The sequence below is a fragment of the Aeribacillus sp. FSL K6-8394 genome (assembly GCF_038008865.1).
In the GTDB taxonomy this organism is placed as follows: domain Bacteria; phylum Bacillota; class Bacilli; order Bacillales; family Aeribacillaceae; genus Aeribacillus; species Aeribacillus composti.
This window is the reverse complement of sequence record NZ_JBBPAA010000001.1, coordinates 513,649-528,681: the sequence shown is the minus strand read 5'-3', so window position 1 is coordinate 528,681 and position 15,033 is coordinate 513,649. Positions and strand designations below refer to the sequence as shown.

14 protein-coding genes and 1 riboswitch are annotated in these 15,033 nt (G+C 40.2%); of the genes, 1 reads left to right on the top strand and 13 read right to left on the bottom strand.

Features of this window, described 5'->3' with window-relative positions; all coding sequences use genetic code 11:
* Positions 1-42 precede the first annotated feature (42 nt).
* The 5 genes from ltrA (NSR00_RS02405) to NSR00_RS02385 all read right to left on the bottom strand — a co-directional run bounded on the left by ltrA (NSR00_RS02405) (position 43) and on the right by NSR00_RS02385 (position 5,969).
* Positions 43-1,302, bottom strand: coding sequence for a group II intron reverse transcriptase/maturase (gene ltrA / locus NSR00_RS02405; protein ID WP_340786724.1), 1,260 nt, complete (start codon positions 1,300-1,302; stop codon positions 43-45).
* 619 nt (positions 1,303-1,921) lie between these two features.
* Positions 1,922-2,022: riboswitch (TPP riboswitch) on the bottom strand.
* 65 nt (positions 2,023-2,087) lie between these two features.
* The gene (locus tag NSR00_RS02400; protein ID WP_340786726.1) at positions 2,088-2,756 is read right to left on the bottom strand and encodes a hypothetical protein; all 669 of its coding nucleotides are present in this window, start codon (positions 2,754-2,756) and stop codon (positions 2,088-2,090) included.
* Between the two features lie 266 nt (positions 2,757-3,022).
* Entirely contained in the window at positions 3,023-4,282 is a 1,260-nt protein-coding gene (gene ltrA, locus NSR00_RS02395) for a group II intron reverse transcriptase/maturase (protein ID WP_340786724.1), read from the bottom strand.
* Positions 4,283-4,872: 590 nt separating this feature from the next.
* Positions 4,873-5,328 (bottom strand): TlpA family protein disulfide reductase, encoded by a 456-nt coding sequence (locus NSR00_RS02390; protein ID WP_063386849.1) that lies wholly within the window; start codon positions 5,326-5,328, stop codon positions 4,873-4,875.
* Between the two features lie 92 nt (positions 5,329-5,420).
* A complete protein-coding gene (locus NSR00_RS02385; protein ID WP_340786722.1) occupies positions 5,421-5,969 on the bottom strand; it encodes a peroxiredoxin in 549 nt (182 codons plus the stop codon).
* A 350-nt stretch (positions 5,970-6,319) separates the two neighbouring features.
* Between NSR00_RS02385 and NSR00_RS02380 the strand changes: the two genes are divergently transcribed.
* The gene (locus tag NSR00_RS02380; protein ID WP_340786720.1) at positions 6,320-7,177 is read left to right on the top strand and encodes a mechanosensitive ion channel family protein; all 858 of its coding nucleotides are present in this window, start codon (positions 6,320-6,322) and stop codon (positions 7,175-7,177) included.
* Between the two features lie 96 nt (positions 7,178-7,273).
* On the opposite strand, the gene NSR00_RS02375 is transcribed toward NSR00_RS02380, so the two are convergent.
* The 8 genes from NSR00_RS02375 to tnpA all read right to left on the bottom strand — a co-directional run bounded on the left by NSR00_RS02375 (position 7,274) and on the right by tnpA (position 14,771).
* Positions 7,274-8,401, bottom strand: coding sequence for an N-acetyldiaminopimelate deacetylase (locus tag NSR00_RS02375; protein WP_340786719.1), 1,128 nt, complete (start codon positions 8,399-8,401; stop codon positions 7,274-7,276).
* A 49-nt stretch (positions 8,402-8,450) separates the two neighbouring features.
* Complete coding sequence (dapD, locus tag NSR00_RS02370) at positions 8,451-9,161, bottom strand: 2,3,4,5-tetrahydropyridine-2,6-dicarboxylate N-acetyltransferase (RefSeq protein ID WP_063386845.1); 711 nt, start codon at positions 9,159-9,161, stop codon at positions 8,451-8,453.
* 74 nt (positions 9,162-9,235) lie between these two features.
* A complete protein-coding gene (locus NSR00_RS02365) occupies positions 9,236-10,108 on the bottom strand; it encodes a LysR family transcriptional regulator (protein WP_063386844.1) in 873 nt (290 codons plus the stop codon).
* Between the two features lie 90 nt (positions 10,109-10,198).
* Positions 10,199-11,704, bottom strand: coding sequence for an MDR family MFS transporter (locus NSR00_RS02360; protein WP_340786717.1), 1,506 nt, complete (start codon positions 11,702-11,704; stop codon positions 10,199-10,201).
* Between the two features lie 183 nt (positions 11,705-11,887).
* Positions 11,888-12,343, bottom strand: a complete 456-nt coding sequence (gene cbpB / locus NSR00_RS02355) for a cyclic-di-AMP-binding protein CbpB (protein WP_063386842.1) — start codon at positions 12,341-12,343, stop codon at positions 11,888-11,890.
* 218 nt (positions 12,344-12,561) lie between these two features.
* A complete protein-coding gene (gene abbA / locus NSR00_RS02350; RefSeq protein WP_066247994.1) occupies positions 12,562-12,753 on the bottom strand; it encodes an antirepressor AbbA in 192 nt (63 codons plus the stop codon).
* A gap of 320 nt (positions 12,754-13,073) precedes the next feature.
* Entirely contained in the window at positions 13,074-14,354 is a 1,281-nt protein-coding gene (locus tag NSR00_RS02345) for an RNA-guided endonuclease InsQ/TnpB family protein (RefSeq protein ID WP_094246128.1), read from the bottom strand.
* Positions 14,355-14,771, bottom strand: coding sequence for an IS200/IS605 family transposase (gene tnpA / locus NSR00_RS02340; protein WP_094246129.1), 417 nt, complete (start codon positions 14,769-14,771; stop codon positions 14,355-14,357).
* Positions 14,772-15,033 lie beyond the last annotated feature (262 nt).

The following is a 15,033-nucleotide window of genomic DNA, read 5'->3' as shown; positions in this document are numbered from 1 at the left end:
TCTCACACCACCGTACGTACGGTTCCGTATACGGCGGTTCAATTAAGTATGACGTAGTGCTTGATATCTTTCGAATAGACTTCTTAACCCTCGACGCTTCCAATAGGAGTTGTCGAGGGTTTTGTGTAGAATGGGACTGCAGGCAATCCGCCAATATTTCTTGCGTGTATTGCCCCATTCGAATGCTTTATGGCTTGGAACTTCTAATCCTCTGAGTTTCCGAATTCTTGTTTTCGGGGTTTTCCATTCTTTCCACAAACACATCCGAAGCCTTCGTCTAATCCATTCATCAAATTCTTTGAACTTACTTGGTGTTTCTGCCAAGGCAAAATATCCGCACCATCCCATTAAATACTTATTCAGTTTCTCAATCCTTTTCTCCATTGGATACGGTTTCGACCTTGATGTAATTTCACGGATCTTGTTCTTCAAACGTTTCACACTTTCGTTCGCAATCCGTACCTTTGGAGTCTTATTGAGTGTGAAGCTGAAACCGAGAAACTTCCGTTTCCAAGGACGGTCTACCGCCGATTTCTCTTTATTTACCTTGAGCTTTAACTCCTTCTCTATAAAGTTCGTAATGGAGTTCATGACACGAATTCCTGCTTTCTTTGTTTTCACATAGATGTTACAGTCATCCGCATACCGAACAAACTTATGTCCACGTTTCTCAAGCTCTTTATCCAATTCATGAAGCATGATGTTTGATAAAAGTGGACTAAGCGGGCCGCCTTGAGGCGTTCCCATGTCCGTTTCCATTACCACTCCATTGATCATCACGCCTGATTGAAGATACCGGCGAATTACCTTCAGTAGAATTCGATCTTTGATCGTTTTCGCCAAGATCCCCATCAGTTTGTCGTGATTCACCTTGTCAAAGAATTTCTCTAGGTCTATATCGACTACCCAACGATATCCTTCTTTGATATAACCCTTTGCTTCCCTAACCGCATCATGTCCCCTTCTACCTGGGCGGAAACCATAGCTATGGTTCGAGAAGGTCGGATCAAAGATTTTCGTCAACACTTGGGCAATCGCTTGTTGGATGAAACGATCCGTCACGGTAGGGATCCCTAGAAGCCTTACTCCACCGTTCGGTTTCGGGATTTCGACTCGACGGACGGGTAAGGGCTTGTAGGTTCCTTCTCTCAACGACTGTCGAATGGAGTCCCAATTTTCGTAGAGGTGTCTTCGTAGGTCTTTTACGGACATGCCATCTACTCCGTGACTTCCTTTGTTCTGTAAAACTCTTTTAAATGCCGCTATGAGATTTTCCCGTGACAAAATCAGTTCCATCAACATTAGATATCCTCTCCACGTGAACGAATCCTTCTATTTGTGCCATCTTCTGCTCCACCCTCTTGAAGTCCCCCGTGGGATTCACCACTTCCTCCTTCAAGTAAGTCCTATCGGATTGTCTGCTTCAACACAGAAGATGAACGCCTAGCGATTCGTTCTCCTTAATTGTTCAGTCCTTCCTCTTCCATCTCGAGCTTGAAAGAGTACTATGACCTCTGCTGACTTCTGACTGTTCAGCTATCTATCACTAGATAGGTTACCAAGGTTACTTGGCGTGCCAGCCAGACCTCCCCGGGTAAGAGTGTAATCTTTCCTTCCATCCATCTGCTTCATTTACTCTGTATCACCTTCGGCAGAAAGGGCTTTGTTTTGTCATGCAAACTCACCCAGTGATACCTAGCCTCATATGAAGTTCGTGTTCCTCAGACCGGAAGTTTGCCGCTCGCTTCCTTCAGATTCCGCGTCACCACGGACACCCTTGCGTTAAGCTAACTGCTACTTCTGCCTTCGCAGCTCGGGACTTTCACCCTATAGATTACACCCATGCCGGGCGCACATGCAAAAAGCCCGTTCCCAATATAAGGGAACGGGCAAGTATATACAAAACCCATAGACAGGTTTCGATATTACTGCACCACTTCCCTACGCTAGTATGATCTAGATCAGGTTCAAAGGGTCAAGGCACACGCCTTTCTCAGCCTTTCGGCTCCCCTAGTGGTATGTTAATATTATGAAATTTTCATTTAATTTCATTAAATCATAAAATATAGAAAAATACAAGCTAACGGTTAATTGATCCTTTTTGCTGTCTTTAATAATTCACGATAACCAATTCGAGTAAATTGCAAATGTTGATCAATATAATTAGCCTTTTTCAAATGCTCGATGGATTGTCCAGAAAAACTGCCGCTAATTTCCTGAAACCTTTGATTAATTTCCACTAACGAATGATTTAATATAAAATCTGCATCAAGCAGCAGGACAATCCGCTCGATCTCAGGATCTCTTTTTAAAATCAAGTTGGCAATCCGGCCTTTCATGAATGCCAGCTCTTGTTGAAGCTTTGAAGCTTCATCCTCTTTTTCTCTAATTTTGGCTCGGTACTTTTGTTTTTCTTCCTCTTCGATACCGGCTTTTGTTAATAGCTCCTCCAACAATTGCGTTTTATCAAGCTCCAGTTTATTTAATTGCTGTTCTTTTCGCGCCATTTCTGTTTCATCAGGCAGCTTTTCGGTTTGAATAGGCTCTTTTCGTTCTTCTTTCATCTTTATCATATAGTCTATTTTCCGATAGACAAGGAAGGCGAGAACAACTAAACATCCATTTAATAGCAGAGATATAAAACGCACGACGACGTCGTTAAACGCAAGCAAATAAAATAGGAAAAGGATAACGATGACAGCCAAAAGCACCTTTAATAGATTCATAATGGAAAAAGTTTGTGATTGTTTTGCCATCCACCTATGCTCCTTTTTGTTCAAACTAGCATCATTTATTATAGCATGTTGTGATTTGGAATGTGAATCATTTCTTTAGGATTGAGAGCTGGAAAAAGGATGTCAGATGAATGGAAAATGGAGATGCTTATCTTTTGAAAGCTTCGAAGCAATAAAAACAAGTCCTTTCAAAGCCGGAAAGGTATTTCTAAAATCGAGTAGGAGGGAGCGATTAACTCCCGTCCTCTCACACCACCGTACGTACGGTTCCGTATACGGCGGTTCAATTAAGTATGACGTAGTGCTTGATATCTTTCGAATAGACTTCTTAACCCTCGACGCTTCCAATAGGAGTTGTCGAGGGTTTTGTGTAGAATGGGACTGCAGGCAATCCGCCAATATTTCTTGCGTGTATTGCCCCATTCGAATGCTTTATGGCTTGGAACTTCTAATCCTCTGAGTTTCCGAATTCTTGTTTTCGGGGTTTTCCATTCTTTCCACAAACACATCCGAAGCCTTCGTCTAATCCATTCATCAAATTCTTTGAACTTACTTGGTGTTTCTGCCAAGGCAAAATATCCGCACCATCCCATTAAATACTTATTCAGTTTCTCAATCCTTTTCTCCATTGGATACGGTTTCGACCTTGATGTAATTTCACGGATCTTGTTCTTCAAACGTTTCACACTTTCGTTCGCAATCCGTACCTTTGGAGTCTTATTGAGTGTGAAGCTGAAACCGAGAAACTTCCGTTTCCAAGGACGGTCTACCGCCGATTTCTCTTTATTTACCTTGAGCTTTAACTCCTTCTCTATAAAGTTCGTAATGGAGTTCATGACACGAATTCCTGCTTTCTTTGTTTTCACATAGATGTTACAGTCATCCGCATACCGAACAAACTTATGTCCACGTTTCTCAAGCTCTTTATCCAATTCATGAAGCATGATGTTTGATAAAAGTGGACTAAGCGGGCCGCCTTGAGGCGTTCCCATGTCCGTTTCCATTACCACTCCATTGATCATCACGCCTGATTGAAGATACCGGCGAATTACCTTCAGTAGAATTCGATCTTTGATCGTTTTCGCCAAGATCCCCATCAGTTTGTCGTGATTCACCTTGTCAAAGAATTTCTCTAGGTCTATATCGACTACCCAACGATATCCTTCTTTGATATAACCCTTTGCTTCCCTAACCGCATCATGTCCCCTTCTACCTGGGCGGAAACCATAGCTATGGTTCGAGAAGGTCGGATCAAAGATTTTCGTCAACACTTGGGCAATCGCTTGTTGGATGAAACGATCCGTCACGGTAGGGATCCCTAGAAGCCTTACTCCACCGTTCGGTTTCGGGATTTCGACTCGACGGACGGGTAAGGGCTTGTAGGTTCCTTCTCTCAACGACTGTCGAATGGAGTCCCAATTTTCGTAGAGGTGTCTTCGTAGGTCTTTTACGGACATGCCATCTACTCCGTGACTTCCTTTGTTCTGTAAAACTCTTTTAAATGCCGCTATGAGATTTTCCCGTGACAAAATCAGTTCCATCAACATTAGATATCCTCTCCACGTGAACGAATCCTTCTATTTGTGCCATCTTCTGCTCCACCCTCTTGAAGTCCCCCGTGGGATTCACCACTTCCTCCTTCAAGTAAGTCCTATCGGATTGTCTGCTTCAACACAGAAGATGAACGCCTAGCGATTCGTTCTCCTTAATTGTTCAGTCCTTCCTCTTCCATCTCGAGCTTGAAAGAGTACTATGACCTCTGCTGACTTCTGACTGTTCAGCTATCTATCACTAGATAGGTTACCAAGGTTACTTGGCGTGCCAGCCAGACCTCCCCGGGTAAGAGTGTAATCTTTCCTTCCATCCATCTGCTTCATTTACTCTGTATCACCTTCGGCAGAAAGGGCTTTGTTTTGTCATGCAAACTCACCCAGTGATACCTAGCCTCATATGAAGTTCGTGTTCCTCAGACCGGAAGTTTGCCGCTCGCTTCCTTCAGATTCCGCGTCACCACGGACACCCTTGCGTTAAGCTAACTGCTACTTCTGCCTTCGCAGCTCGGGACTTTCACCCTATAGATTACACCCATGCCGGGCGCACATGAAAAACCACCTGCAATGTTTTGCAGATGGTTGAATCATTCAGCGTTTTCTGTTTCCGCTAACACCCGATTAACACGTTTTTCCAGCATTTTCATTCCGCTTCCTCCTGCTTGGAAGTGGCGAAGAATGCCGTTTTTATCAAAAACATAATATGCAGGTACATATTGATTTTCAAAAGCATCGGTTAATTTATGTTCGTTGTCAACAAAGATCGGTTGCGTAATCCCGTGTTCTTCCGCTACTTTTTTAATATCATCAATATCTAAATCCTTTTCGGAGCGAGGCATATGAACAGCTACTACGTTCAGTTTATCTTTATATTGATCGCGGAACTCATTTACTTTCGGCATTGCTTCTTTACACAAATGGCAGCTGATTGACCAAAAATGGATTAATGTTGGTTTTTCACCGATTAATTGCTCTTTCGTTACTTCGCCATTCAGCCAAGTTGTTGCTCCGACTAATTCAGGCATTGGCTCACGTAATTTCATTTCCGTTTCCTCCTTGAAGAATGAATATCAAAAAAATAATCGTTTGAAAAAAGGCCTAACGTACTGCTAGGCCCTTTGAATGAAAAGCTTCATTATGCTTTAAGCGTTTCTTGACCAGGCTTCCAGTTTGCTGGGCAAAGTCCGCCAGTTTGAAGCGCTTGAAGTACACGCAATGTTTCATCAACATCGCGGCCAATGTTGTTATGGAATACTGTTTGATATTGAAGTTCGCCTTCTGGATTGATGATGAACAATCCGCGAAGAGCAACTCCTTCTTCTTCGATTAAAACGCCGTAGTCTCTTGATACTTGATGATTTGTATCTGCTGCAAGCGGATATTTAATATCGCCTAAACCGTTCTCTTCGCGAGGAGTTTTAATCCAAGCTAAGTGTGTGTGAATTGTGTCAGTTGATACACCAATTACTTCTGCATCAAGATCTTCAAATTCTTCATAACGGTCAGAAATAGCTGTGATTTCAGTTGGACAAACGAAAGTGAAGTCCATTGGATAAAAGAAAAGAACTGTCCATTTTCCTTGTTTCATGATTTCTTCCAAGCTTACTTTACCAAACTCTTTGTTTGGCAAAACGGCATCCATTTCAAAACGTGGAGCTTGTTTACCAACCAAACGCTCTGCCATTATGTAACCCTCCATTTTAAAATTTTATTTTAAAGGAAACTTTTTGATCGTTTCCTTCAAAAACAAATGAGAATGAATTGAGTATTTTCTCAATATCCTTCCTCCGATTACTATTATATATAACAACAAAATTTTAGTCAATTTTAAGTAATAATTAATTTAAATAATCTGTTTTACATTTTCATTGCGGTGAAGAGAACAATAATACTATTTCCAATTTTCGCCGCTATCATTAAAAAAATGTAACAATCATTGAAAATTCCTTTTTCTATGTTAAACTTTCAACTGTACATTCAGTTTAACATGATCCCGTCAAATAACCAAATGATTGGCTTGAAAAGAAAGGGGAAATGGTTTTGAACTTTTTTGAATCTATTGATTGGGCTGATCTGGCTTTAAAAACAGGAGAAGTTTTGGCCAAGCTTATTGGAATTTACATTGCATATATTATCGTCAAATCAATCGGCAATAAAATTATTTACAAAATGTTTGAGGGGCTTGAGAATCGGAAGGAAATTTCCATCACGCGGGCTAAAACGCTGCAAACATTAGTTTTGAATTTCTTTCATTATGCCCTGTTTTTCATTTTTATTGTTACTGTTTTTCAAGTGTTTGGCTACAATGTCACAGCGCTTTTAGCCGGGGCTGGGGTTGTTGGTCTTGCGATCGGCTTTGGAGCTCAAGGGCTCGTCAGCGATGTTGTGACAGGATTTTTCCTTCTCCTAGAAAAACAACTTGATGTTGGAGATTATGTCACTACAGGCAATTATTCAGGCATTGTGGAAGCTGTTGGTTTACGAACGACGCAAATCCGAGGCTTTGACGGCACATTGCATTATGTTCCAAACAGGCAGATTGTCGGCCTTTCCAATCATTCTAGAGGAAATATGCAAGCCCTTGTTGATATCAGCATATCGTATAATGAAGACTTAAATCGGGTCATGTCCATTCTTCAAGAAGCTTGCGACCAATTTGCAAAAGAAACTGAAGAGGTTGTGGAAGGTCCGGACGTTTTAGGCGTGCAAAATTTCGGCACGTCTGATGTGATTATCCGCATCATCGCCAAAACGAAAAACATGGAGCAGTGGGCTGTTGAAAGAAAGCTCCGGAAACGGCTGAAAGAAGTGCTTGATGAAAACGGCATCGAAATTCCGTTCCCTCATCAAGTGATGATTCATAAGAACGAGCAGCAAAAGGAAAGAGGATGATCTCTCATCCCCTTTCCTTTTTAATTATGACTTCGTGTTTGTATAGAACGTATTTCTAATTTTTTCTCTTGCTTTATGCAGGAGGCTATGAATCTTCTATTTATTGCCTTTCCATTCAAAATATTGACAAATAAGATCGACCGCTTTAAAGATTGCTTGTTCATTTGGTGAAAGCTTCGCATGATGAAGGCCGTAAGGAGAATCAACTCCAAGCCAAAACATAAATCCTGGAATTTTCGCCAGCATATAGCCGAAATCTTCCCCAGTCATCGCTTCTTTGCATACGTGGAGTCGAATTTCTGTTTCATTCTGGACAAACTCCATAAATTCTTTTGATAACGCTTCATCATTCCACACTTGATAATACATCGAACCCCAGTCAATTTCTGCTTTGCATTGGTAGCCGATTTCTATACCTTTGACCATGTCTTCAATCCGCTTTTTCACTTTTTCCATCGATTCGACAGAAAATGTGCGAATCGTTCCTTCCAATCTGGCGTGATCCGCAATTATATTTTGTATCGTGCCGCTTGCAATTTTTCCAATGGTAATTACAGCACTATCCAAAGGATCTATATTGCGGCTAACGATGGATTGCAGCTGGGTGACAAGGGCGCAAGCAGCGACGACCATATCATGTGTCGTGTGCGGAAAAGCGGCATGGCCTCCCTTCCCGGTTAAATCGATAAACAACTCGGACGTATTAGCAAAAAGTAGTCCAGGCTTCATTCCGATAGTTCCAACCGGAAGCTCTGGAGCAATATGAAGCGCAGTGATCATATCCGGCATCCATTGTTGCATAATCTCGCTGTTTAGCATCGGCTCTGCACCGCCGGGCCCTTCTTCTGCCGGCTGAAAGATGAATAGCAGATCATCTTGAATCGGATGATAGGCGAAATGAGTTAAAACCCCCAAAGCGATCGTCATATGAAAGTCGTGACCGCAAGCATGCATCAAGCCTGGATGTTCTGATTGAAATGAAAGCCCCGTTTTTTCTTCAATCGGCAATCCGTCAATATCTGTCCGGTAGGCTATCATTTTTCGAGGATTTGTTCCATGGACCTTCACGAAAATACCTGTTCTCCATGTTTTCACTTCAAGCCTTTCGTTCGGCAGCGAATGAATATAATCTAATAAATATTTTTGTGTTTTATGTTCTTGAAATCCGAGTTCAGGTATTTTATGCAAATCACGGCGAATGGCAATAAGCGCATCCTTATTCATATGAGTCCCCTCCTAAAGGATAAGCGTGGACGCTGTCCACGCTTCGAATTTAGAGCTGCCGCAATTCTTGCTTAATTTCAATTTTCGCTTTCGTTTTTTCGTCAATATCTTTAATTTTTTTCGCAGGAACACCTGCAACAACTGTGTACGGTTCAACATCTTCCACTACAACAGCACCAGCTGCAACAACCGCGCCTTTTCCTACTCTTACACCTTCTAAAATGACGGCGTTTGCTCCGATCAAAACATCATCTTCGATTACGACAGGTTTTGCAGAAGGCGGCTCAATTACACCAGCTAAAACCGCTCCGGCACCAATGTGGCAGTTTTTACCAACCGTTGCACGGCCGCCCAATGTTGCATTCATGTCAATCATCGTTCCTTCACCAATGACAGCGCCGATATTGATCACTGCCCCCATCATGATGACCGCATTATCGCCGATTTCCACTTGATCACGGATGATTGCACCTGGTTCAATTCTTGCTTTTACGCCTTTTAAATCAAGAAGCGGGATCGCTGAGTTCCGGCGGTCATTTTCAACAACATAGTCTTCAATTTTATCTTTGTTTTCTGCTAGTGCTTGTTCAATTTCAGACCATTCTCCAAAGATGATGCCTGTGTTTCCAGTAATAAATGTTTTGGACTGTTCTCCAAAGTTGATTCCTTCTAATTGACCTTTTACATAAACTTTTACAGGAGTCGTTTTTTTACTGTTTTGTATAAATGAAATAATTTCGTTTGCATCCATCATTTTCATCGCAATACTCCTCTCTGTTTTTCTGTACCCCCATTACTGTATCAAAGAAAAGAATCAATTGACAAGCAAATTTATCATTCATTAATAAATTGATGGACGATTTCCATAAACGCCTGCACTTGTTTAAGCTTTAACGATGATTCATGCCCGATCAACCAAGTATCCCTTTTAATCGGCTTTCCTTCATGATCAATGAGCGGCAGTCGAAAGATCGAACCATCCTTTTCATCAATGCTGACAGAAGGCAAAATCGCAAAGCCGATACCATGATACGCCATTTGCTTGCACGTCTCGATCTGATCAACGACAATTGTCCTTTTTGGCGGGTTTTTAAATTGCCTGTGCCACCATTCTTGTATTTCTTGATAGTATGTAGAATCACTTTTAAATTGAATAAAAGGCCGCTCTGTGTGTACTAAATCATCGATGCTTTGAATTTCTGTGTCAACTAAATACAAAGTATCTTCCAGCAAATGCTGTTTAAACCCTTTCCAATCAGGGTTTCCGCGTATGATTCCGATATGAATATCATCTTCATATAAACATTTTAATATTTCGCTTGACCACCCGGTTATAAGTGAAATTTCCGCCTGAGGGTATTTTTGTACATATTTTTTCAAAACTTTTGGAAGCCAGTGCTGGCCGATTATAGATGCCACTGCAAGCTTTAACGTCCCGTACACTTCTCCTTCCAAAACAGAGATTTCCTCTCTTACCTTCTCTTCCTTTTCAATCATTTCTTTTGCAAACTGGACAACTTTTTCTCCTGCCGGTGTAAGAGTCAATCCCTTTTGTGAGCGCAAAAAAATTTTAAATCCCCATGCTTTTTCGATCGACTGAAGACGCTGCGACAAAGCAGGCTGGGAAACAAAAAGTCGGTCAGCCGCTTTTCTCATATTTTTTTCTTCAGACAAAGTCACAAGGATTTGCAATTCCGAAATTTGCATCGCTAAACCCTTTCCTTAGTGGATTCAATAGTTCAAAAACATTATAAAATATTTTTGCTTTTCCGTCATAACAAGTTTAGCAAAAAACATTCATTTTAATTCTCTCTTCGGAAGAAAGAAAATAAAAAGAACGCTCAAAATTGCTAATAAAAAGACGACGAAATAAACATGGTGAAGAGCAATGCTCAAACCAGACTCAAGAACCTCTTTTATAGGATCGGAAAGATCTGATTCTGGATTCAATAGGTTGTTGGCCGAATCAATGTTTAAGTTTTTTCCAGCACTATGCTCCTCCAAATATGTTTGCAGCTTGCTGTTTAAAATCCCGCCGAGCAAAGCGGCGCCGACGGTGTTGCCGAGATTTCGCATAAACATATTGGTGGCGGTGGCAATTCCGCGTTCTTTCCAATCAACTGCCGATTGAATCGATACAATGAACGAGGTCGATGTCAGCCCCATTCCGACGCCGAGTAAAAAAGAGCCGATCATAGCATGAACAGGTCCGTCATCTGCTGAAAGCATAACAAAGACAAGACTGCCGGCCAATAAAAAAATGCCTCCTAAAATTGATGTGGCACGAAAGCCGGCTTTTAAATAAATCCTCCCCGCTACTGTTGAAGCAATCGGCCATCCGATTGACATCGTTGTCAGCGTGAATCCAGCCACCATTGCCGATTTTCCCATAACACCTTGCACAAATGTCGGCAAAAAGGTGGAAATGCCCATAAGCATCATCCCGGTCGTCAAGGACGTTACATTCGCAAGCAAAATGGAGCGATTTTTCCAAAGCGAAAGCGGCATCATCGGATCATCGGCCCGATTTTCCTGAAAAATAAACAATATAAAGAAGCAGCATGCAACAGCTAATAACACCGCAACCTCCCAGGAAGTCCAAGACCAGCGGACTCCTCCTTCGACAAGGACGATCATCAACAAGCTGATCGCAATAAGCATGAACATGGCGCCTGCATAATCAATGCTCGACTTTTTCTTATCAATGCGTTCATTCAAAAACAGACCGATTCCTGCCATTGATAAAATGCCTAAAGGAACATTCACCCAAAATACAAACTTCCAGCTTATGTACTCAACGAACAAGCCACCTAAAACGGGACCGATTATTGCAGAAATTCCCCATACACTGGACAAATATCCTTGTATTTTGGCCCTTTCTTCTACTGTATAAATATCGCCGACAATTGTTGTGGCGACTGGCATCACAGCTCCGGCTCCAATCCCTTGTATAAAACGGTATATAATTAAAGTTTCCATCGAATCGGCGAGACCGCAAAGCACAGAGCCAATTAAAAAAATAATGATGCCAAAAGCAAAAATCGGTTTTCTTCCAAACAAATCCGCCAATTTACCATATATTAAAATCGTTACGGAATTCATTAATAAATAGGAAGAAAAAATCCAGCTATATTTTGAAAAACCGCCAATTTCTGCGACAATGGCAGGCATTGCTGTGGAAACGATCGTTGCCTCAACTGCAGCCATAAACATTGCCAGCATGACGGCAGCTAAAACGAACGGACGCTTTGTTTCTTTATGGTCTAGTTTCCCCCTATCTTTTTCAATAAGCGCCTCTTTCATCACGATCACCTCATTTGAAAATCACTTTCAATCGTTTGTAAGCATGAATTCATTTTGCCATAGCATTCGCATTCGTTCAATTACTTTCCCAAAAAAACAATATCTATATTTTCATTATTTGAAGGTTGGATGGATTCGAAACTATTGAGCCAATATGAAATAAAAACGCCGGCAAGGGCGTTTTTATTTGGGAAACCTGGAATTTAATATCATTAGTTGTTTATGGAGCTTTTTTAAGATGACCCTTCTTGTAAAAATCCCCTCTAAAACACCGTCCTCATTCGTTATACATACAAACGTATGATTAATAACGAGCTTCAGCGCCTTCATCCAATCATCCGATACATTCAATCTGGAAACATCTTTGTTCATTACTTCTTCTACTTTCATATTTTGCAAACGCTCAAATTCGATTCGTTCCAATCCTAAAATTGAATCCATGATCAAATTCGTCGTAATCAGCCCGTGCAAGCGATATTGAGCATCCAAAACCGGAACAGCTGTATAGCCTGTTTTCGTCAACACTAATAATGCATGCTCTAAGTTATTTCCCATTTGGACATGAGCCACTTTGTCTGCAGGTATCATCAAATCTTTAATCGAAATATTTGTAAATTCTTCAGAAAAAACTTTTGTCATTCGTTTCTTCCTCTCACTTTGACATTTCATTTTAATCATAACATATGATCTGGAAAATGTGTTCCATTTACCAAAAAGAAACTTCCTATTTTATGATATCATTATGTAAGCGTTTTATCACGCGATAAACTTACATTTCTGCGAAAAGCGATGCTCTTGCAAAGAGCATCGTTCAGATGCCTCTCACACTCAAAAACTGGTCCTCACAAGGATACAGGTTACGTATGCGAACGGATTTTGTCATAAAGCTCCACTAATTTTTTGTATGTACATAAATCAAACTCTTTTTTTCCGCATTCAATATCATTGATTTCGCTCACAACCAATTCAATCGCAAAATGGTTGCGAAACAAAATTGCGACAAGCAATTGCTTTTCTTCTAGAGACAATACCGGTTGAACAGCTCGCATCGTTATTCATCCTCCAGTGCCTTCATTTTAAAAAACATCCTAACCATAACATATAATGAGCAGCTTTAAAATTATGTCGAAATTTGCTTACATCATGAAAAATAATATTCCTTTTTTCGCAGCTTTCAATTACAAGAAGCTGGAAATCGAATCAGAAGCCCGAAGCTGGAGCATGTGCAGATTGTTTTTTGTTTAATTAACCAAGTCGATTAAATGACATCACCGTTCGAACCGCTGCATTCAGTTCCTCTGGCTCCGGCAATTGTGTTTATTTACACTGATTGTGAACTACTCGTAATTGAAATGACGAGCTTCCTGTTCTACGCAACGAACTGTTGTCCGTTAAACGTATACACAGTCGGCGTGTCCAACACCACTACTGATTGAGATAAAGCCTTAATCTCTTTCAGATACTTTTTGCTGATATTGATAGCACCATTCACATCCGCATTGATGGTTGTATGACAGTCGTTACATACATATAACCCTCGATGAATCCGATTACTCGGCTTTGCGTTTTCTTCACAAGGGAACATTTGGCATACTGAACATGCTTGAGAGGTGTATTCTTCGGTTAATAAACGAACATCTATTCCTTGCTCCTGCGCTTTATACCGTATCATTTGAATGATTTTCGCATACGGAAAACCATGCAATTTTTGATTCGTTTTCTTGTTGAATTTCGCTTGTTCTCGTATACCTGTAATGTCACCAATCACAATCGTTTCGACTCCTTGTTGCAGAGCAATATCAATCACTTTTCTTGTCATACAATGCAACATGTGATGCACTTGTTTTCTTTTCTTTTGATAAAGTTGTAACACACGTCTGGAAGGTTTCGGGTATTGTATTCCTTTAGCACATTGTTGAGCGAAACCAATCGCTTGAAAATGGGCGATTTGTTTATGAAAGTAGCGTTCAACGGATAGCCATTGCCTTCCTGAAATGATGTGTGCTTTTCCTTGATAATCATAACAAGTCATCGCATTGGCAATCCCTAAGTCAATCGATAAAAATTTCGTGCTATTCTTTTGTTTCAATGGTACATCTTTGTATTCTTGAATCAGATAAATCGTATATTCTTTTCGACTGATGGGTTTCACTTCAATCAGTTTTATCTTTTCGATTTCGATATGTTTCGGAATCGGGATATAAAGATAACTTTCTTCCAATCCATACGTTTCTTTTAAAAAGGCTTTTTGAGCCTTTGGAATGGGTAAACGAATTTTGGTATTGTTCTCCACCAATTTGAAACTGTTATTTAGAAAACGGACATTAAAGTTTTGATGTTTGAATCGTGGTGGTTGTGGATTATCTATTCCATTGCTTTCCTTTAGTTTGAAAAAAGACACCCACGCTTCTTGCAAGACTTTTAAGACCTCTTGTGCTGATTGAGCAGGTAATTGTTTATACCAAAAATGTGTTTTTAATCGTTTTTTCTGTTCATACCAATTCGGGAACGGTACACCTTGTTCTTTCGACCAATTCCGTTTTTCATAGTTCCCCACATTCCATAACTTACGACTGGCATAACACAAGTGATATAAGATGATTTGATTGGTTCGATTCGCTTTATAGGTGAAATACGATACCTTTTTCATTTAGTCACCACCTTTCTTTTGGTTAGCAATATAGCGTTTTATGACATCCTCACTAATAGAGCCAACGGTTTCAATATAATAACTAGAGTTCCATAATACTCCTTTCCATAATTTTTGTTTGATTTCAGGAAATTGCAGAAAAATTTTTCTCCCTGAAATCCCTTTTAACATTTTGACAATATAAGAAGGTGCTATTTTTGGATGAGCTGATACAAATACATGAATATGATCTTGTTCACCCACCTCTACCATCTGCAACAGAAAACCTTTTTCTTCTGCAATCTCTTTAAAAATTTTCTTGAGATATAACTCAACCTCTTGTGTCAAAACCTTCTTTCGATATTTCACAGACCATACAATATGATAATTAACATTATAAACACAAGTTCTTGCGTGAATTAAATTTGTTTTCTTCATACATATAGTATATCAAAAATATACAAAAAAACCAATTATTTCAATCTTTAATAAACCACATATAGTCTTTATAAAATATAAAAAAAGCGATTCATCTCCCCTTTAAAAAGGGGAAGATTCTCGCTTGTCTATTCTAAATTACTATCAGTGCCTCGATCATGATGATTTTTTCAATAAAATATCAGTAGCGTTGCATAAAAAAATTTAATGTTTGTCAAGCTCAATAAAAATTCCAGTTATTTCATGTAACTGAATATTCAGA